Annotated in this window: 24 protein-coding genes and 1 other RNA gene; 13 read left to right on the forward strand and 12 right to left on the reverse strand. The window is 49.1% G+C overall.

Annotation, left to right across the window (positions count from 1 at the left end; all coding sequences use genetic code 11):
* The first annotated feature begins 56 nt into the window (after positions 1–56).
* The 3 genes from HMPREF2675_RS00335 to HMPREF2675_RS10775 all read left to right on the forward strand — a co-directional run bounded on the left by HMPREF2675_RS00335 (position 57) and on the right by HMPREF2675_RS10775 (position 919).
* On the forward strand, positions 57–386 hold the full coding sequence (locus HMPREF2675_RS00335) for an FKBP-type peptidyl-prolyl cis-trans isomerase (protein ID WP_141759927.1): 330 nt from the start codon (positions 57–59) through the stop codon (positions 384–386).
* A 126-nt stretch (positions 387–512) separates the two neighbouring features.
* Positions 513–761 (forward strand): BolA family protein, encoded by a 249-nt coding sequence (locus tag HMPREF2675_RS00340; RefSeq protein WP_003686612.1) that lies wholly within the window; start codon positions 513–515, stop codon positions 759–761.
* Entirely contained in the window at positions 740–919 is a 180-nt protein-coding gene (locus HMPREF2675_RS10775) for an IS3 family transposase (RefSeq protein ID WP_083323852.1), read from the forward strand. The genes HMPREF2675_RS00340 and HMPREF2675_RS10775 overlap by 22 nt, the downstream gene beginning before the upstream one ends.
* Before the next feature lie 102 nt (positions 920–1,021).
* Here HMPREF2675_RS10775 and HMPREF2675_RS00345 read toward each other — a convergent pair whose 3' ends face one another.
* From HMPREF2675_RS00345 to bioH, 4 genes are all read right to left on the reverse strand, one after another.
* The gene (locus HMPREF2675_RS00345; RefSeq protein ID WP_197049997.1) at positions 1,022–1,447 is read right to left on the reverse strand and encodes a DUF6911 family protein; all 426 of its coding nucleotides are present in this window, start codon (positions 1,445–1,447) and stop codon (positions 1,022–1,024) included.
* Positions 1,437–1,763 (reverse strand): cytidine deaminase-like fold-containing protein, encoded by a 327-nt coding sequence (locus HMPREF2675_RS00350; RefSeq protein ID WP_141759928.1) that lies wholly within the window; start codon positions 1,761–1,763, stop codon positions 1,437–1,439. Before HMPREF2675_RS00350 ends, HMPREF2675_RS00345 begins: the two co-directional genes overlap by 11 nt.
* Positions 1,764–1,878: 115 nt before the next feature.
* On the reverse strand, positions 1,879–2,673 hold the full coding sequence (locus tag HMPREF2675_RS00355) for a class I SAM-dependent methyltransferase (RefSeq protein WP_070813669.1): 795 nt from the start codon (positions 2,671–2,673) through the stop codon (positions 1,879–1,881).
* A gap of 60 nt (positions 2,674–2,733) precedes the next feature.
* Positions 2,734–3,480, reverse strand: coding sequence for a pimeloyl-ACP methyl ester esterase BioH (gene bioH, locus HMPREF2675_RS00360; RefSeq protein WP_070813670.1), 747 nt, complete (start codon positions 3,478–3,480; stop codon positions 2,734–2,736).
* Here bioH and HMPREF2675_RS00365 point away from each other — a divergent pair.
* The 7 genes from HMPREF2675_RS00365 to rnpB all read left to right on the forward strand — a co-directional run bounded on the left by HMPREF2675_RS00365 (position 3,479) and on the right by rnpB (position 7,601).
* Positions 3,479–4,195, forward strand: coding sequence for a ComF family protein (locus HMPREF2675_RS00365; protein WP_070813671.1), 717 nt, complete (start codon positions 3,479–3,481; stop codon positions 4,193–4,195). The two genes, bioH and HMPREF2675_RS00365, sit on opposite strands and share 2 nt — an antisense overlap.
* Positions 4,196–4,259: 64 nt before the next feature.
* A complete protein-coding gene (trmL, locus tag HMPREF2675_RS00370; protein WP_036492475.1) occupies positions 4,260–4,724 on the forward strand; it encodes a tRNA (uridine(34)/cytosine(34)/5-carboxymethylaminomethyluridine(34)-2'-O)-methyltransferase TrmL in 465 nt (154 codons plus the stop codon).
* Positions 4,725–4,772: 48 nt separating this feature from the next.
* A complete protein-coding gene (locus HMPREF2675_RS00375) occupies positions 4,773–5,492 on the forward strand; it encodes a septal ring lytic transglycosylase RlpA family protein (protein WP_070813672.1) in 720 nt (239 codons plus the stop codon).
* Positions 5,493–5,590: 98 nt separating this feature from the next.
* Positions 5,591–6,175 carry a Holliday junction branch migration protein RuvA gene (gene ruvA, locus HMPREF2675_RS00380; RefSeq protein ID WP_049335658.1) on the forward strand — a complete coding sequence of 195 codons (585 nt, stop codon included), beginning with the start codon at positions 5,591–5,593 and terminating at the stop codon, positions 6,173–6,175.
* Between the two features lie 13 nt (positions 6,176–6,188).
* Entirely contained in the window at positions 6,189–6,422 is a 234-nt protein-coding gene (locus tag HMPREF2675_RS00385) for a methionine-binding protein (RefSeq protein ID WP_070813673.1), read from the forward strand.
* A 53-nt stretch (positions 6,423–6,475) separates the two neighbouring features.
* On the forward strand, positions 6,476–7,186 hold the full coding sequence (locus HMPREF2675_RS00390; protein WP_070813674.1) for a hypothetical protein: 711 nt from the start codon (positions 6,476–6,478) through the stop codon (positions 7,184–7,186).
* A gap of 53 nt (positions 7,187–7,239) precedes the next feature.
* Positions 7,240–7,601, forward strand: an RNA gene (rnpB, locus tag HMPREF2675_RS00395) — RNase P RNA component class A.
* 107 nt (positions 7,602–7,708) lie between these two features.
* On the opposite strand, the gene HMPREF2675_RS00400 is transcribed toward rnpB, so the two are convergent.
* The 4 genes from HMPREF2675_RS00400 to HMPREF2675_RS00410 form a co-directional block, all read right to left on the reverse strand.
* Positions 7,709–9,031 carry a murein transglycosylase A gene (locus HMPREF2675_RS00400; RefSeq protein WP_070813675.1) on the reverse strand — a complete coding sequence of 441 codons (1,323 nt, stop codon included), beginning with the start codon at positions 9,029–9,031 and terminating at the stop codon, positions 7,709–7,711.
* A gap of 91 nt (positions 9,032–9,122) precedes the next feature.
* Entirely contained in the window at positions 9,123–11,042 is a 1,920-nt protein-coding gene (gene tet(M), locus HMPREF2675_RS00405; protein ID WP_063856397.1) for a tetracycline resistance ribosomal protection protein Tet(M), read from the reverse strand.
* A gap of 15 nt (positions 11,043–11,057) precedes the next feature.
* Entirely contained in the window at positions 11,058–11,174 is a 117-nt protein-coding gene (locus HMPREF2675_RS10780) for a tetracycline resistance determinant leader peptide (protein ID WP_001791010.1), read from the reverse strand.
* Between the two features lie 207 nt (positions 11,175–11,381).
* Positions 11,382–11,954, reverse strand: a complete 573-nt coding sequence (locus HMPREF2675_RS00410; protein ID WP_070587859.1) for an RDD family protein — start codon at positions 11,952–11,954, stop codon at positions 11,382–11,384.
* Between the two features lie 240 nt (positions 11,955–12,194).
* Between HMPREF2675_RS00410 and asd the strand changes: the two genes are divergently transcribed.
* Positions 12,195–13,310 carry an aspartate-semialdehyde dehydrogenase gene (gene asd, locus HMPREF2675_RS00415; RefSeq protein ID WP_049344926.1) on the forward strand — a complete coding sequence of 372 codons (1,116 nt, stop codon included), beginning with the start codon at positions 12,195–12,197 and terminating at the stop codon, positions 13,308–13,310.
* An 88-nt stretch (positions 13,311–13,398) separates the two neighbouring features.
* On the opposite strand, the gene HMPREF2675_RS00420 is transcribed toward asd, so the two are convergent.
* Positions 13,399–14,199, reverse strand: a complete 801-nt coding sequence (locus HMPREF2675_RS00420) for a factor H-binding protein (RefSeq protein ID WP_234395567.1) — start codon at positions 14,197–14,199, stop codon at positions 13,399–13,401.
* Positions 14,200–14,393: 194 nt separating this feature from the next.
* Between HMPREF2675_RS00420 and HMPREF2675_RS00425 the strand changes: the two genes are divergently transcribed.
* Positions 14,394–14,876 (forward strand): dihydrofolate reductase, encoded by a 483-nt coding sequence (locus HMPREF2675_RS00425; protein ID WP_070813677.1) that lies wholly within the window; start codon positions 14,394–14,396, stop codon positions 14,874–14,876.
* Positions 14,877–14,957: 81 nt separating this feature from the next.
* Here the strand turns inward: HMPREF2675_RS00425 and HMPREF2675_RS00430 are convergent, their stop codons facing one another.
* Positions 14,958–15,224 carry a DUF3079 domain-containing protein gene (locus HMPREF2675_RS00430; protein ID WP_003686685.1) on the reverse strand — a complete coding sequence of 89 codons (267 nt, stop codon included), beginning with the start codon at positions 15,222–15,224 and terminating at the stop codon, positions 14,958–14,960.
* A gap of 167 nt (positions 15,225–15,391) precedes the next feature.
* Here HMPREF2675_RS00430 and HMPREF2675_RS00435 point away from each other — a divergent pair, with 167 nt between their 5' ends.
* The gene (locus HMPREF2675_RS00435) at positions 15,392–15,847 is read left to right on the forward strand and encodes a GNAT family N-acetyltransferase (RefSeq protein WP_070813678.1); all 456 of its coding nucleotides are present in this window, start codon (positions 15,392–15,394) and stop codon (positions 15,845–15,847) included.
* Positions 15,848–15,915: 68 nt separating this feature from the next.
* Here the strand turns inward: HMPREF2675_RS00435 and dinG are convergent, their stop codons facing one another.
* A complete protein-coding gene (gene dinG, locus HMPREF2675_RS00440) occupies positions 15,916–18,066 on the reverse strand; it encodes an ATP-dependent DNA helicase DinG (RefSeq protein ID WP_070813679.1) in 2,151 nt (716 codons plus the stop codon).
* A 164-nt stretch (positions 18,067–18,230) separates the two neighbouring features.
* Positions 18,231–18,449 (reverse strand): DUF2061 domain-containing protein, encoded by a 219-nt coding sequence (locus HMPREF2675_RS00445; protein ID WP_070826381.1) that lies wholly within the window; start codon positions 18,447–18,449, stop codon positions 18,231–18,233.
* Positions 18,450–18,556: the final 107 nt, after the last annotated feature.

The raw sequence follows: 18,556 nt of genomic DNA on the forward strand, positions 1-18,556 counted from the left end.
GATTGCACACAATATGGTAATCTTGAGCCAATTTTCACCATACACCCGAAAGGAACATCATGAGCCTGATGATTGAAGACTTGCAAGAAGGCCACGGCAAAGAAGCCGTTAAAGGCAAAGAAATCACCGTACATTACACCGGCTGGTTGGAAGACGGTACCAAATTCGACTCCAGCCTCGACCGCCGTCAACCGCTGACCATCACTCTGGGCGTCGGCCAAGTGATTAAAGGTTGGGACGAAGGCTTCGGCGGCATGAAAGAAGGCGGCAAACGCAAGCTGACCATTCCTTCCGAAATGGGCTACGGCGCACACGGTGCCGGCGGCGTGATTCCTCCGCACGCGACTTTGATTTTTGAAGTCGAGCTACTAAAAGTGTACGAATAAGCATTTAATGCTTCAAAAGACCGAGGCCGTCTGAAACCCGAAGTTTGGTTTTTCAGACGGCCTGTTTTTATCAAGATTCGGTATAATGCCCTCTTTTACAAGCAAACCATTTCCCAAGGAACCCCCATGCTTTTACCCGAACAAGTCAAAACCCTGATTGAAGGCGTTACCCCTTGCGAACACGTCGAAGTCGAAGGCGACGGCCATCACTTCTTCGCCGTAATCGTTTCCTCCTCATTTGAAGGCAAAGCCCGCCTCGCCCGCCACCGCCTGATTAAAGACGGCCTCAAGCCGCAACTCGAAAGCAACGAATTGCACGCGTTGTCGATTTCCGTTGCCGCCACTCCGGCCGAATGGGCTGCCAAACAGGCTTAATTTGGAATCAAATAAAAGGCCGTCTGAAAACTTTTCAGACGGCCTTTTTCATACATACTGAAATTGAAGAATATTTAGTGTATTACAACCAAAAACGAATTAAACTTGGTTTAAAAGGATTGAGCCCAGTGCAATACCGAGCTCAATATTTAAGTTAACTAACCTGTCCAACTTTTGGGGGGCAGATCAAAGTGCGGTCAGTTTTTGAGAGCTTTTAAAACGCTTTAAAAATTGACCGCACTTTATATAGATGTTTTAAATTATATATCCATTAACTCATAAGAAACATTTCCTGTTTCTAGCAACTCAACAAATACTCTTTTAATAAAATCAAAATCTGTTATAACTTCACTTGCTGGAAAAGGTTCTCCCATAAAATCAACCAATCTTGGAACTCCAGTAAAATCGGACTTAGACCTAATCAAAAACTCCCCGTTATCCCCGTATTCAAGTAGAGTAAATAAATATCTCTCACCATCTGATTCCATCCTTAATTCAGATAAGCCTACTTCTGGTTCAGGTATAACTTCTAATCTAACGTCAGATCTATGATTCTTTGTGCTGTTAAGCATAGATAATATTTTATCTTTACCAATCTTAGATGCCATATCCCTATCTGCCAAAGTTATCCATTCACCCTCTTCTGATTTATATGCACATGAAAAAAATAATAAGCTATTTTCCATTCTTATTTTCCTTTATTGATGTTTGCCCTTGAATCCAAGTATAAGTTTTCAGTTTGTTCTTATCATCAACAGCATGAACAGTGACCGATTTTAATCCTGCTTTTTCTACTGCTGATGCAATGTCTTGACGACAATGCGTACATACATCACGCCCTTGGACATGGATCACCATATTTTTTCCTTTAGTCACACCTTTTTCATAAGCTTGTTGAATTGCACCTATTTCAGCATGTGCATCTCGCATATTAGCATTTGGATAAGGTGAACCGTTCTTTTGAGGTTTTTTATTTGCCACATTCTCTGCAATTAAAGTCAATTTATTAGGGTCTGAAAATCTATCCCCTTAAACAGCGCAGGCAATCGATATAAACGCCAAACCGCATTCGACAACACACAATCGCGGTGTCAACCCTACCGCCACAACCGCCAAACTAGCCCTGCCGTTTCGGGAAAAACTGCACCACATTCTCCCCTTGAGGCAACACCAATTTTTTCACGGCATGGCCGTATACGGTTTCAAGCGTGATGTTCAGACGGCCTTCGTTGGCAAAAATCTTATCCACAGCTTCCTTGGCCGCTTGCGGATTGCTGAACTTCAACGCATTCCACAATCCCAAGGTTTCCATGTCCTGCCAAAACGTCCCGGCTTTTTTATAGCTTAGCTCAAGCTTGGCCGTGTCGGTTACCGGATCATAAAAGCCGTTGTCGGCGAGCATATCGCCCAAGTCGTGCATATCAATCAGCGTGGGCGCTTCGCATTCGATGCCTTCATGGTTCAGACGGCCTGTCAGCTCGGTCAGGCTGTCGCGACCAAAGTGCGTGAAAAACAATAATCCGTCGGTTTTCAAGGCTGCGGCCCAGTTTTTCAATACCGGCAAAATATCGTCGGCGCGACTGAGGCTGAGGTTGGCCCACAGCATATCGGCGGCTGCTTCAGGCAGCGGCGCGGTCAGGGCTTGGCAATGCTGCGGAATGGTTTTGCCGGTCAGTTTTTGCCAGAAACCGCCTTTGCGCGCGGCCGCGGCGGTTTTCAAAAAGTCGGCATTCGGATCGTATTCTTCAAACACGGCGTCGGGATAACGCGCGGCCAGCAGGCTGCGGCTGATGTCGGCATCGGCACCAATCAGCATGATGCGTTTGGGTGCATTGCGGACCAGCTGCAGGCGCTCGTCGGTGTCTTGGGCGAGATGGCGGTGAATTTGCCAGCGTTTGTCTTGTTCGGTCATGGTGGGTCGTGTCAGCGGGCTTTGCCCGACAATATTCTGTTTTTATGGTTGAAGGCTGTTTCAGACGGCCTTTTCGACAAAATTGCGGTAGGTTTCGGCAAATTCGTCGGCATGGCTTAAAAAGGGCGCGTGTGCGGCTTTGTCGATAAGGACCAGCTCGCTGTCGCTCAAATGGCGGTGTAAATATTCGCCCATGCGCGGTGGCGTGATGGCGTCTTTCTGTCCAAACACCAGCAATGACGGCGTTTGAATAAGCGGCAACAGCGGACGCGCGTCGGCATGGTTAACCGCTTCAAGCGCGGCCTGTAAGGCGGAAGGCGTGCCGCAGCGCGCCAAATCGGGCAGCACCCGGTTTAAGATTTCGCCGGAATGGGGCGTGTGCAGCAGTTGCAGTTGTAGAAACTGTTTAATATGTTTGGCATAATCCTGCTGGAATGCGCCGACCATCTTGCCCAAGGCAGGTTGTGCCAAGCCTTCGGGATAATCCGTGTCGGCAGTCAATCGGGCAAAACTTGCCGTCAGGCAGAGCGATCGGATTTTGTCGGGATAAAGCGCGGTCAGATATAGGGCAACCAATCCGCCCAGCGACCAGCCGAGAATGTGTGCCGGCGTGTCGATTTGTCCGGCAAAGGCTTCGGCAACGGCGGCAATATCAAACGGTTCGGCAAAAGGCGCATCGCCGTGTCCGGGCAAATCAAGCGCGCGGACGTCCCAACCGGCAGGCAGGCGCGGTATCAAATCGTCGAATACATGGCGGTTCGCCGCCCAACCGTGTATCAGATAAACTTTTTTGGCGGAGTGTGGCATGAATGTTCTTTCTTGGTGGCGCAATTTGAAACGGCTCAATGCGCGACGTTGCGTATTATGCCACGATTCCGTTTCAGACGGCCTTTGCCGAGGCTGCGCAAACGATTTGACGGAATATTTTATCGACGCGGCACAAAGCTGTCCTTTGTGTTTCCGCCATGTCGCGGGCGGGGCAGTGTGCGGCGGTTGTCAGAAAAAGCCGCCCGCATTTGATAGAATATGGGCCTCGCTGTATTACGAACCGCCCGTCAGCAGCATGATACGCGAGCTGAAACACTTGGCCGACTTGGGCATGAGCCGTCCGTTGGCGGATTTGATGTGCCAAAACGCACCGGACTGGCTGGCGACGGAACACTTCGATTTCGTCCTGCCCATGCCTTTGAGCAAAGAGCGGCGGCTCAAGCGCGGATTCAACCAAAGCGAGGCGTTGACGGATATTTTGGCAAAACGCTACGGCTGGACGCTGTTGCCGCACCACGCGGTTTTCAGACGGCACGGCGAGCCGCAAAGTACGCTGAAAAGCGACGAACGTCGGCGAAATATCAAGAATGCATTTAAAATCAAAACCGAATTGCCGAAGGCGTGTAATATTCTGTTAATTGACGATGTCTTCACCACCGGCTCGACTTTGGACGAATTGGCGAAAACGCTGAAAAAATCAGGCGCAGGCCGGATTTGTTGTTGGTCTTTGGCATGGCCGCCAATGAAAAAATAGCTTAAAGTTTTTGACACCCATGGAACATTTCGGCATTATGCCACTCTATAAGTGATTGATTTATATGTTTACCATAGTTTTGTACCAACCCGAAATCCCGCCCAATACGGGCAATATCATCCGCCTGTGCGCCAATACCGGTGCCGATTTGCACTTGGTCAAGCCGCTTGGGTTTCCGCTGGATTCGTCCAAAATGAAACGCGCGGGCTTGGATTATCACGAGTTTGCCAAACTGACGGTACATGAGAATTTCGAAGACTGCCTCAAGGCTCTTGAAGGCCGCCGCATTTTCGCGCTGACCACCAAAGGCTCTACCCGCCCCGACGAAGTTTCCTTCCGCGAAGGCGACGTGTTGCTGTTTGGTCCCGAAACGCGCGGCCTGCCTGCCGAAATTCTCGACAGCCTGCCTGCCGGACAAAAAATCCGCCTGCCGATGATGCCCGGCAGCAGGAGCATGAATCTTTCCAATACTGTCGCCGTTATTCTGTTTGAAGCATGGCGACAAAATGGTTTTGCCGGCGGCGTATAACAGGCCGTCTGAAACCGCTGCGTTATCAACTCAAGAACGGAACCCGTTTTGACTTTTACCAAAAAAACCCTCCTTTCCTTAGCCGCCACCACCATCGGCGTCCTTTCCATCAATGCCGCCGTCGCCGACAGCGTGGTCCGAGTCGAAAAACTGCATCCTTCTGCCAACCGCAGTTACAAAGTTGCCGGCAAACGCTACACGCCGTTGACCCAAGTTTCCTCTTTCAGCCAAACCGGCAAAGCCTCATGGTATGGCAACCAATTCCACGGCCGTAAAACTTCCAGCGGCGAGCGTTACAATATGAACGCCCTCTCCGCCGCCCACAAAACCCTCCCTATTCCCAGCTACGCACGCGTGACCAATATGCAAAACGGCAAAAGCGTCATCGTCCGTGTCAACGACCGCGGCCCTTTCCACGGCAACCGTGTCATCGATGTTTCCCGCGCCGCCGCCCAACAATTGGGTTTCATCAACCAAGGCACGGCCAACGTTAAAGTTGAACAAATCATCCCCGGCCAAACCGCCGCTCAAACCATTATTTCCCCAAACAACAAAGAATTTTTTGTTGATTTGAAATCCTTCGGTACCCAACGCGAAGCACAGGCTTATTTGAACCAAGCTGCACAAAGCCTGCCGTCAGACAGCAAAGTCATGCTGGAAAAACGCAACTACGAATATGTTGTCAAAATGGGTCCGTTCAGCAGCCAAGAACGTGCCGCCGAAGCAGGCGAACGCGCCCGTCATCTGAACCTGGTATCCGCCATCTGATTTCGTCCGCGTTACCGCTGAAGTTTGATACAATACAAGGCCGTCTGAAACCCGATTGCAAGGTTTCAGACGGCCTTTTTTAATCACAGGGGAACACCATGATCAGCAGGCTCACAGGCAAATTGATTGAGAAAAATCCGCCGCAGGTCGTTATCGACGTCAACGGCGTCGGTTATGAAGCCGACGTTTCCATGCAGACTTTCTACAACCTGCCTTCCGTTGGCGAAACCGTCCATCTCTACACCCAGCTTGTCGTCCGCGAAGACGCGCATTTGCTGTTTGGTTTCGCCTCGGCCGAGGAACGCGCCACCTTCCGCCAACTGGTCAAAGTCAGCGGCATCGGTGCCAAAACCGCATTGGGCATTTTGTCGGCCATGAATGCCGACGAGCTGGCGCAAGCCGTCGCCGAAGAAGACGTCAAACGCCTCTCCTCCGCCCCCGGCATCGGCAAAAAAACCGCCGAGCGCATGGTGTTGGAACTGCGCGGCAAACTCGTGTCCCATACCGTTTCAGACGGCCTGTTTGCCCCTGATGCCGTTGCCGACGAAAGCCAAGACATCATCAACACCCTGCTTGCCCTCGGCTACAACGAACGCGAAGCCAAAGCCGCCACCAAAGGCATTCCCAAAGGCACGGAAGTCGGCGAAGGCGTGCGCCTGGCCTTAAAAAACCTGCTCAAATAAGGCCGTCTGAAACATGAAAACCGCCGTCCTGAGTGCCGCCTTGCTTCTAAGCGCGTGCGTTTATACCGAGACTCCGTACGGGCGCACCGCCGTCTTAGATATGCCCGTCCACTCGCAAACCACTGTCAACAAAACCGTGACCATCAACGCCCCGCCCGGGACGACCGTCATCTATCAAGACAGCGAACCCGTCCGCAATTACCCGGCCTATCCCGTTTATCCCCGCCGGGTTTATCGTTATCGATAAACAACGCTGACCGTTTGAAACATAGATTCAGACGGCCTGTTGAGAGACCAGCCATGAAATACATCCTTCCCCTGTTTTTACTCCTGAGCGCCTGCACACCGGACACCAAGACCGCCACGGATACCGCATCCGCCCCCAAAACACACGGCTTTGCACACCGCCTGACCGAAGGCGAAAAATTGTTGACCCAAGCCCTCATCAAACAAGACCTCGCCGCCTACTTCAAACACGAAACCGGCGGCGCATTTGCCGAACAAGCCCCCTTATTCTCGGCCCAGCAACTTGTCGAACAGAAAAACATCCCCCAAAACGATGCCATCGGCGTTTACGGCAAAATCATCAAAACCCAAGGCCGCACCGCCTGGCTGCAAACCGACAAGCAAACCCTCAAACTCGATTTGGCCGAACCGCTGCAAGAAGCTCAAGGCGAAGTTACCCTCGTCTGCCAACATGAAAACACCGCCTTCCAAGACTGCCAAACAGAAGAAAACTTCACCCGACGCTTTACCGAACAAATCTTCTCGGCGGTCGAGTCCGGACGCGTATCCGCCCAAACAGACGCACCGGCCGAAGAAATCATGGCCGGCCGCCTCATCCCGTTTTTGAGTGCCGCCAGCGACTTTACCGGCAACTTCAAAGCCTGCGCCACCACCATGACCGAATACTGCACCAGCCGCCTGGCACGCGAAATGCCCGAATCCGCAGTCCGCAAAAAAGCACAGGAATTGGGTTTGACCGAAATAGCATTTAAAAAGAAAAAATAAATATTTAGGCCGTCTGAACCCTATGGCGGCTGTGTTATAATCCGCACCTCATACAGGTCGGACAGACAGTCGCCGCGTATCGCGTAAGGCATACGGGGAGGAAAGTCCGGGCTCCACAGAGCAGAATGCCGGCTAACGGCCGGGCGCGGCAACGCGACGGAAAGTGGAACAGAAAGCAATACCGCCGATGATTGCCTTTGGGCAAAACAGGTAAGGGTGAAAAGGTGCGGTAAGAGCGCACCGTGCATTTGGTAACAAAGCGCAGCAGGCTAAACCCCATTCGGAGCAAGACCAAACAGAACGCGATGACGCTGCTCGCCGAGCGTTCGGGTAGGTTGCTTGAGCACACCAGCAATGATGTGCCTAGAGGAATGACTGTCCGCGACAGAACCCGGCTTACCGTCCGAGCTGTATGTCCCCATACCGCGGAAGGTTTTTAAAACCTTCCGCATTTTTATCGAAATAAAAAGGCCGTCTGAAACCTGAATCTTGGTTTCAGACGGCCTTTTTTAAAACCGCTGTTTATGGACGGTATTCCGGTTTCATGCCGTTGGGCAGAAGCTGCCATACATAGCCGGTGGTTTTCATTTTGCCGGCCACTTCGCCTGCTTCGTCGCCATAACCCCAGAAATAATCCACACGGACCGCGCCTTTAATCGCGCTACCGGTATCTTGCGCCATAATCAGGCGGTTGAGGGCTTTTTTGGTAATCGGATGGGCAGTGGCGACAAATAACGGTGCGCCAAGCGTGATGTAGTGGCGGTCAATGGCACCGGCGTATTCGCCCATCAACGGTGTACCCAATGCGCCCACTGGGCCGGAATCGCCGCTGCCGGTCAGCTCGCGGAAGAAGACGTAGCTTGGGTTTTGTCCCAAAACTTCGGCAAGGCGGCCGGGGTTTTGCTTCATATAGGCCTTGATGCCCTGCATGCTGGTCTGACCCAGCGGCAGATAGCCTTTGTCCGCCATATAGCGGCCGATGGAAACATACGGATGTTCGTTTTTATCGGCAAACCCGACACGGATGTATTTGCCGGACGGCGTTTTCAGACGGCCTGAACCTTGAATGTGCATAAAGAAAAGTTCGACCGGATCATCTGCATAACCCAAAATCGGCGCTTTGCCGTTAAGTGCGCCGCCGTTGATTTGGCTGCGGGTGTAGTAAGGAACAAAACGGCTGCCTTCAAAACGGCCTTTCAGCGCGGTGCTGCGTGCTGTAATCGGGAATCTGGACAAGTCGGCCATGTATGTGCCGCTGTTGTCGATGACGCCGCTATTTTGGCCGGTTTGGCGGATGCGGACGGTGGCTTTGCTGCCCCTCAAGTTTGCAGCCAACGGAACGGAAACGAAATCGTTCGGAATGCCGTAAATAGGGAAACGGGATTGGCTTGTGGGCTTGTCGTCGCCGTGCAGGACCGGTTCGTAATAGCCGGTAATGGTGCCGGCAGGATTGCCGCCGTTATCGACGCGCCATGCGGTGAAATAGCGCTCGAAAAAGTGCTTGGCTTGGAAATGGTGCACCGGCGTTTGCATGGCTTGGATACAAACGTCCTGCCAGCCTTGGCGGTTTTTAAGTTTTTCACAGCCTAAACGGAAAGATTGCAGGCTTTTGGTAAAGTGTTGGAGGTCCCAGTGCGGCAATTCGTTGTAGGAAACTACGGTGTAGTTTGCTCCTCCCCCGCTCACTGTCGTACCGACGGGATCGGGCGTACCGGTGGGGCGGTCAGGGCCTTTGATAACGCTGGTGTCGGTTTCGGGGAGGTTTTTAATGCTTTTGCTCGGACAGGCGGCAAGAATGGCCGCGGCAATGCTGACGAGCGTAATGCGGTACAAATGTTTTTTCATGAAATCAATAGCGTGTCGAAAGGCCGTCTGAAAGCGATTTTTCAGACGGCCTATGTTGGAAAGTGCTGATTTTACATAAACATAAAATACACTAAGTTATTTTATTGAACATATATCGTACTTTATCTATCCGACTATTTGGACGACGGGGCTGGCAAACAGGTTCACCGGTAGTAACATGGTACCCTTTTAACTCTGTTAAACAAACACTACGTCCATTTGTAAAGAAAGTTAAATCACTACGATATTCTTGAATACACCGAGCAGGGATTTCTCCACTAAGAATGACCTCATTATTTTTCAATTGAGTGTCTACGATGTTCGCACAATATTTAGGAGCATCGTTGTATGCTCGTGAAAGATATTCCTGTGGCGCATAAATTTTAAAACTAAGATATGGCTCTAACAATTCTGTTCCAGCTTTTTTTAAGACTTGTTCCAATACAATAGGAGCAAGCATCCGAAAATCTGCTGGGGTACTAACAGGGCTATAGTATAAGCCATACTTAAAACAGATTTTACAATCCGTCACATTCCAACCATATAATCCTTGTTCGCAACCATAGCGTATCCCTTCCATAACTGCATTTTGAAATGATTGATTTAAGTATCCAAGAGAAACCGAGCTCTCATACTGCATTCCACTTCCCAACGGAAGCGGTGATACAGATAAACCAATGGAAGCCCAGAAAGGATTTGGCGGCACTTCGATGTGAATGGTATATTCTGCATTTTTTAACGGTCTCTCCATATAAATGACTGTAGGCTCTTTTAGTTCTATCTCCACATGATACTTTTCTTGCAACAGTGCACTAATCACTTCCATTTGTACTTTCCCTAAGAAAGAAAGTATGATTTCATGTGTCGCAGAATCCACATAATATCGCAGAAGCGGGTCACTGTCGGAGATTTCTAAAAGTGCATCAAGTAACATTTCCCTTTGTTGAGGTTTGCTCGGTTCAACAGTCGTTTGCAGCAGAGGGAGGGGATTTTCAATTCTCTCTCTCTGTGGCAATAGCTTTGTATCTCCAAGAACACTATTTAACTTCAAAAACTCATTCTGCAAAATAACAATTTCCCCGGAATAAGCCTTATCGATTTTACATAATTCACCATTTATTGAAGTATACATTTCTGTAATTTTTATTTTTTCCTTTTCCGATATTCTAACCGAATCTCGCAAATGCAGTACGCCACTATAAAGACGTATATATGCAAGACGCTGTCTTTTTTCCGAATACTCAATTTTGAAAACTTTTCCGCAAAGTTCAGACTGACCTCGATGTGTTGATGAATAAAATTTATTCGTAATCACTTCTATAAGGTTATCAATCCCTATATTGTTTTTTGCACTTCCGTGATAAACAGGGAACAGGGAACAATTATGAAATCTTATGCTTTCCTCTTGTTCGAGTTCTAATGCTTCCAATAATTTCCCAGACGTATATTTCTCCAAAAGGTAATCATTTCCTTCTATTACCATATCCCATTGTTCAGATTCGGTAAAGTTCATTACACGCATATTAGGATGCAGTTCTACCTTCTGTTTGATTACAATTTCGGCAGAAAGTTTCTCTTTAATATCCTGATAAACCGTTGATAAATCAATTCCATTTTGGTCAATCTTATTGATAAAAAAGATTGTGGGAATCCCCATTTTCCTAAGTGCATGAAATAATATACGAGTTTGTGCTTGTACGCCATCTTTTGCAGAAATCAGTAGAATTGCCCCATCTAAAACTGATAATGAACGATATACTTCTGCTAAGAAATCCATATGTCCTGGCGTGTCTATGATGTTCACCTTCGTATTTTCCCACTGAAAAGAGGTTATTCCTGTCTGAATTGTAATTCCTCTCTGACGTTCTAAAAGCGTATTATCCGTCCTCGTTGTACCTTTGTCCACGCTTCCTAATTCTGTAATCGCTCCACTGTTATATAATAAGCTTTCTGTTAAGGTAGTTTTTCCTGCATCAACATGAGCTAAAACTCCAATATTAATAATTTTCATGTGATTTTCCTCCATTCAAAAACCCAAAAGGGCATAAAAATCCCAGTGATAAATACTTTTATCACTGGGATTTTTATGCATAACCATAGGTATACAAAGCATACAGATATTCTCTGGATACTTTAGAATCACATGATAAAGGTATTCTTAAACTGGGTACAAAAAACTAAGCCCTCCTAAAAAAGGACATCTAATTATTTGTTCCCGCTATCAAATTGACAGTTTATTTAAGAATACCTTGCCGCATATTTATTAACTCCTTTTAAATAGTCACTTAAATAATAGCACGTAAGAGCATATTTGTAAAGGAATCTCCAATTTTTTATCAAAAAAAGCGATTTATCGGCGCGGCGGCAATTTGACGACAACCGTATCGGCCAGCATATCGTAGAGCGTGCGGCGGTCGCGTTTGACGGAAAAGAGCATGATGAAGTTGATGAAGGCTATAAGCAGAGAAATCAGGTTTCCACCCGTGTCACTTATTGCCAACGATACAATAGTTACCACAACACCAACAGCAAGCGCCCAAACAACTTCGCGGATTAAAACTGTTCCTTCAAAACCTGGATTATTCCCGTCACTTTTTAACACGCGGATGCCCATAATTTTTTTACCTAAAGACTGACCGTCCCGGCTCATGTAATACAGTTGGAAGATACCGAAAACCAAATAAACAGCCAAAGAAATAAAAAATGTTATGGCAAAATATTCAGGGGTATTAGAAAGAGAAGACTCCGAAACTAATTCTTTGCTTTCATCTAAAGTGAAAACTACCATCACAATGAATGGCAACCATATCAAAAAAGTAAACAGATTATTCAACAAATATGCCGCAACCCTCGCCCCCGGCGAAGCAATATGGACATCTACTATTTCTGTTTGGGGCAAATCCGACAAATTGATTTTGCTCATTTAATCTTCCTCTGTACCATTAATGAAATGCAATTTCATTGCCATCTTAACCTATTTTCCTATCATTCTAAAAATTTTCGATAAAAACCTTTACATTTTCCGCAGACGGCGTTAAAACGTTTGTTTTCCCCTTTTTTATAGTGGGTTAACAAAAATCTGAACAAAGCGGCAGGCGATGCCGTTCCGATTTTTGTTAATGCACTATAAACTTATCCGGATTTTCTTTGTAAGGAGTAACACATGAAAGTAGGTTTTGTCGGCTGGCGCGGTATGGTCGGCTCTGTTTTGATGCAGCGTATGAAAGAAGAAAACGACTTCGCCCATATTCCCGAAGCGTTTTTCTTTACCACTTCCAACGTCGGCGGTGCTGCCCCTGATTTCGGTCAGGCGGCCAAAACATTGTTGGATGCCAACGATGTTGCCAAATTGGCAAAAATGGACATCATCGTTACCTGTCAGGGCGGCGATTACACCAAATCCGTGTTCCAACCCCTGCGCGACAGCGGCTGGAACGGATACTGGGTTGACGCGGCTTCTTCCCTGCGCATGAAAGACGACGCGATTATCGTCCTCGACCCGGTCAACCGCAACGTCATCGACAACGGCCTCAAAAACGGCGTGAAAAACTACATCGGCGGCAACTGCACCGTTTCCCTGATGCTGATGGCTTTGGGCGGCCTGTTCCAAAACGATTTGGTCGAATGGGCAACCAGCATGACCTACCAAGCCGCTTCCGGCGCGGGTGCGAAAAACATGCGCGAACTCATCAGCGGCATGGGCGCGATTCACGCCCAAGTGGCAGACGAGCTTGCCGACCCTTCCAGCGCGATCCTCGACATCGACCGCAAAGTGTCCGATTTCCTGCGCAGCGAAGACTATCCGAAAGCCAACTTCGGCGTACCGCTCGCCGGCAGCCTGATTCCTTGGATTGACGTGGATTTGGGTAATGGCCAGTCCAAAGAAGAATGGAAGGGCGGCGTGGAAACCAACAAAATCCTCGGCCGCAGCGACAATCCGACCGTAATCGACGGCTTGTGCGTGCGCATCGGTTCTATGCGCTGCCACAGCCAAGCCATTACCCTGAAGCTGAAAAAAGACCTGCCTGTTTCTGAAATCGAAGCGATTTTGGCAGGCGCGAACGACTGGGTGAAAGTCATCCCCAACGAAAAAGAAGCCAGCATCCACGAGCTGACGCCCGCCAAAGTAACCGGCACGCTGTCTGTTCCCGTCGGCCGTATCCGCAAACTGGAAATGGGCGGCGAATACATCAGCGCGTTCACTGTCGGCGACCAACTCTTGTGGGGCGCTGCCGAACCGTTGCGCCGCGTATTGCGCATTATCTTGGGCAGCCTGTAATTTAGGTTGGCATGAAAAAAGCAACGGTTTGAGCCGTTGCTTTTTTGTAAAGAAAAGGCCGTCTGAACCTTTCAGACGGCCTTGTTTCCTATTCTTTCTTACCGGCCAAGCCAATTTCTTTGGTAAAGTCGCCAACTTTGATTTGCGCCTTACCGGCAATTTCTTCAGCCTGCGGGCCGAAGAGTTTCAAATCGTAACGGCCGTTTTCGATACCGTTCAAACTGGTTTTACCGCTGAAGGCGGCTTTGCCATTGTTATTGGCAATACCTGCGGCAAGCAGGTCGACATTATTGTAGGAAGCCATGCTGCTGATTTTGCCGTAACCTTGTTTTTTATCGAAATCGACAGTGTATTTCAGACGGCCGCTGCGGTCGTCGCCGTTAAACGCGATCCCCGAATACTGATAGCTGCCTTGTTTGGGTAAATTGCGATACGCTGTTTCATCGCCTTGGACTTCGCCGACGGTAAATATGTATGTATCGAGGTTTTGCAGCTTGCCTGCGTCATCGGCTTTTTGTTTGGCGTAACGCGCGGCAACAGTGGAATAATTTTGTTTATACACTTGGAAATCGCCCGTTTCCAAAGTGATGACTTGACCGTTTACCTTGATTTTTTGGGCGTAGTCGTAAGAAGATACTTTATCGGTTTTCAAAAAGCCGGTATCGAGTTTGCCGCCTTTTTGCAGGGTTTGCGTTTTACCGTTGGCGGTCAGCTCCAACGTACCGTTTTCAGGGACGGATTCGTTCAATTCAACGGACAACACGCCTTTCGGATGCGGATTGAGCGGCTCGGTCACGGCATTCGACAAGCCGCTTGTTGCGCCGCCGCAGGCAGTCAACATCAAAGACAGGGAGGCAGTCAAAGCAGAAATACAGAGGGTTCTCATCATTTTTTCCTTTCCTTTTTTATTTGATATGATATTTATCATATACCTAAAAAAATGAACAATAAATGATTTTTGTCAAAATTAAGTATTTTGAATATTGATTTTATAAATGTTGAAACATTTTTATAATATCGGGCATTCAGTCCTTCCCGCCTCCCTTCCGCTATAATCATTCTATTTTGCAAACGGATTTCATTATGCCTAAAATCACCCTTATCGCCGCCTATGCCGCCCGCCGCTGTATCGGCATCAACAACACCATGCCTTGGCATTTGTCCGAGGATTTTGCCTTTTTCAAATCCTACACCACCGGCAAACCCGTCATTATGGGCCGCAAAACATGGGAATCGCTGCCGCGCAAACCGCTGCCCGGCCGTCAAAATATCGTCATCACTCGCCAAGATTATCAGGCCGAAGGCGCGCAAACGGCGGCTTCTTTGGAAGATGCGCTGGCTTTGTGTCAGGGGGTTGAAGAAGTCATCATCATGGGCGGCGCGCAAATTTATGCACAAGCCCTGCCGATTGCCACCGATTTGCGTTTGACCGAAGTCGGTTTGGATGTGGACGGCGATGCGTTTTTTCCTGAGTTTTCCACAGAAACATGGCAAGAAGCCTCTCGGGAAAACCATGTTTCCGCCAAAGGCATCGAATACGCGTTTGTGCATTATGTGAAGGCATAATCCGACAACGCAAAGGCCATCTGAAACCCTGTTTTTCAGGTTTCAGACGGCCTTTCATTTCGTTTGTTTACGGCATTCCGTTTAAGCCGTTTTGTTTTTCAAAGGCAGCTTGATATGCGGTTTGGCCGGCTTGGGCGCTTCTTTCAGTCCAAGTTCGATTTGCTGCTCTTCGCTCAACAAATTGCTCCAGTCGCCTTTTTTATACCAGTCGCGGCCGTCCAACTCGATGGGGTGTTGGATGCGTTCGCAACCGTTGCCGCATTGCAAATCGTCTTCTTTGCAGTATTTGTCGCAACCCCAGCAGATACGCTCAGGATTTTTCGGGAAAATGGGAAATTTCTTGGCCATGGTGTTCTTCTTTTGTTTGTGTGCGGTACGGGCAGAATTATAAGTGATTTGAATGGGGCTGGCGGCGGGTTTATTGTGTTTTACGCTGATTTTTTAAGATGTGTTAATCTTTCAGACGGCCTATACTGTGAAAATAATCCCTATTCGGTACAACAAAAGGACCCGATATGAACATATGCCGTCTGAAGCCTGAATTTGTCGAGCCTTTATCCCTCGCGCTGTTTGAGGAATGGCACGATTTTGCGCCGTGGTCGTCTCTGGACAAAATCCGTGCATATTACGCGCAATGCCTCGATGGGGATAACTTGCCGCTGGCGTTCGCGGCTGTGGATAAGGAAGGGCAGCTGATGGGTTCGGCGGCATTGAAGCGGTTTGATATGGCGTGTTTTCCTGAATACGAATATTGGCTGGGCGATGTGTTCGTTTTGCCGCAATTTCGCGGTTTGGGCGTAGGCAGGCAGCTGGTTTCGTTTTGTCTGGATAAAGCACGCGAACTGGGTTTGCCGCATCTGTTTCTCTATACGCCGGATGTGCAGGCTGTGTATGAAAAGTTCGGCTGGAAAGAAATTACCCAGACTTGGCACAACGGGGAAACCGTATCCGTCATGAAATTGGATTTATAGCTTAAAAAGAATAAAAGGCCGTCTGAACATTTGGTTTCAGACGGCCTTTTATTTTAAATTATCCACAACTACCCTATCCGTTTAAACGGCGGCAGACAGGCCAATAATTGCTGGCCGTAGCGTTGCGTTTTGACACGGTTGTCGAGGATGGTCACGCGGCCGTAATCCTGTTCGGTACGGATAAGGCGGCCGACGGCTTGGATCAGTTTGATGCTGGCTTCAGGCACCGTAATTTCGATAAAGGGATTTCCGCCGCGTTGTTCAATCCAACGGTTTTGGGTTTTCTCGATAGGATTGTCCGGCATGGCAAACGGCAGCTTGGCAATAATGACTTGCACGCAGGCCGTGCCGGGCAGGTCGAGGCCTTCGGCAAAACTGTCGAGGCCGAAAATAATGCTGGCTTTGCCTTCGGCAATGGCTTGATGGTGCCTTTGCAACAGGACAGTCTTGGGCAACTCGCCTTGTACAAGCAGAAGCGGCAAGTATTCGTCAGGCAGTCGTAAGGCGACATCCTGCATTTGCTTGCGCGAGGAAAACAGCACCAGCGTACCGATGGCTTCAACCGGCGAAACCAGCTTCGGCAACCATTCGACAATGGCGGCCGTATGCGCATCAGGGTCTTTGGGGCTGGCGTGTACGGGCGGAATATACAGCTCGCCTTGCGTATCGAAATTAAACGGGCTTTCCAAAGCAAGCGTGGTGGTTTCGGGCAGCCATAATAGGCCGGTTTGGCGCAAAATCAGGTTGAAGCTGCCGAGCGATTGCAGGGTGGCCGAAGTCAACACCGCGCCTGCCGCGCGCCGCCACAGGCTGTTGGCAAGGTGGGATGCGCTGCTGATGGGGCTGGCGTTGAAAATATAGTCGTTTTTGTCGTCGGCACGGCGGGTTATCCATTTTGCCAACGGCTCTTCGCCCTCGATGGGAACGGTGGAGAGCAAATCCCAAACCGCGCTGATTTGTTCGATACGGGCGATAAAAAGGCCGAACTCGCTGGTCAGGCGGTCGATGAGCGCGCCGTCCTGCTCTTTTTCGCGGCGTGCGGCGGAAAGCGCATCGTTCAAGCCGACAACATGTTTGAGCAGGCTGCGCGCAGCAATAGCCGTATTGGAAACTGTGGTTTCCAGGCCTTCGGGGATTTTGCCGTCTTCCCACAGCCAAGTCGGTTCGTTGTGTTTCCGCCTGTCGTTTTCAGACGACCCCAGACTTAAAGACGGCTCTTCCGCCAAGTGAAACTGCCATTCGTGCAGGCTGTCGAGCAAGGATGTGGCAGCTTCGTCGGCAAGGTTGGCAAGTTCGGCTTTATCGGTAAGCGCGGCAATTTTGCCGGTCAGCTGCGGCAGTTTTTCCAGCGTCCAAACGGCAATATTCCATGAATGTTCGGCGGCAAAACGGCTGAGGGCTTTTTTGGGCAGGTGGTGCGCTTCGTCTATGCAATAGAAACTGTTTTCGGGCGCAGGCAGAATTACGCCGCCGCCCATGCTGATGTCGGCAAGCAGAAGATCGTGGTTGGCAACGACGACATCGACGGTTTCCAAAACATCGCGCGCCAGGTAAAACGGGCATTCCGGACGGTTGGGACAGGCGGATTTCAGGCAGCCGTGGCGGTCGTTGGTCACTTTAAGCCAAATCGCGTCATCGATTTTTTCCGGCCAAGTGTCGCGGTCGCCATTAAAGCGGCGGGCGGAAAATTCATCGGCAATGTCGCGCAACAGGTTCAATTCTTCTGGTTTGGGTTTGCTGTCCCACAACACTTCCGGCGCTTCAAAACCAAGCAGATTTTGCTGGGCGTTGTTTTGCGTCAGTTGATAGAGTTTGTAGGGGCAAAGATAACGGCCTCGCCCCTTGGCAAGCGCAAAGGTCAGCTCCAAACCGCTTTTTTCCACCAGAAACGGCAAATCGCGGTCAACCAACTGTTCCTGCAAGGCCACCGTTGCGCTGCTGACGATCAGCCGTTTGCCGCGCGTTTGCGCCATGATGCCGCCGGCCAAAAGGTAGGCCAACGATTTACCCACGCCGGTCGGCCCTTCGATTACGGCAATGCTCTCGCCCTCGCGTTTGGGCGCTTCTTCGCCTTCTTCACGCTTCAACGTCCGCGAAAAAGCGTTGGCAATCGCCGCAATCATTTCCCGTTGCGAAGCGCGCGGACGGAAACCGGGCAGGTTTTTGCCGATGTTTTGGTAATGGTCGCGGATGGCGTTTTTTTCTAAATCGGTGAGCATTGAGGCCGTCTGAATGGGTTTGCAAGAATAGCGTATTTTAGCATTTTTACCTTCATGAGGCCTTCGTAAAGTCTTACTCTATTTTAGGGTTTGGCATTTTTATGGCGATGGATAAACCAAAAAACCATAATCGGTTTTAACCAAGCAAAAGGCCGTCTGAAACTTTAGCCGCACTGATGCAGAGGCACCCACAATTTTTGCTTTTCGGATTTGTTTTTCTCGTAGCGGTTCCACGCTTTTTCGTGAAAATAAAAGACGACGGTATTGACGATGGGTTCGACCAAAGCGACCGCGCTGGAAACGCCGATACTGCCGGTCAGAATATAGGCGACACTAAATGCGACGCTGAAATGCAAAATAGCAAATGTAATGGTTTTAATCATGCTGTTTTCCTGATACATTGATGTTTTAATCGCTACATAATAATTATTATCAACTAACGCGTATATTTTAAATCCTTTATTCTGATTTAGATTTTATAAATCGATAT

The organism is Neisseria sp. HMSC061H08 (assembly GCF_001836795.1).
In the GTDB taxonomy this organism is placed as follows: Bacteria; Pseudomonadota; Gammaproteobacteria; order Burkholderiales; family Neisseriaceae; genus Neisseria; species Neisseria subflava_A.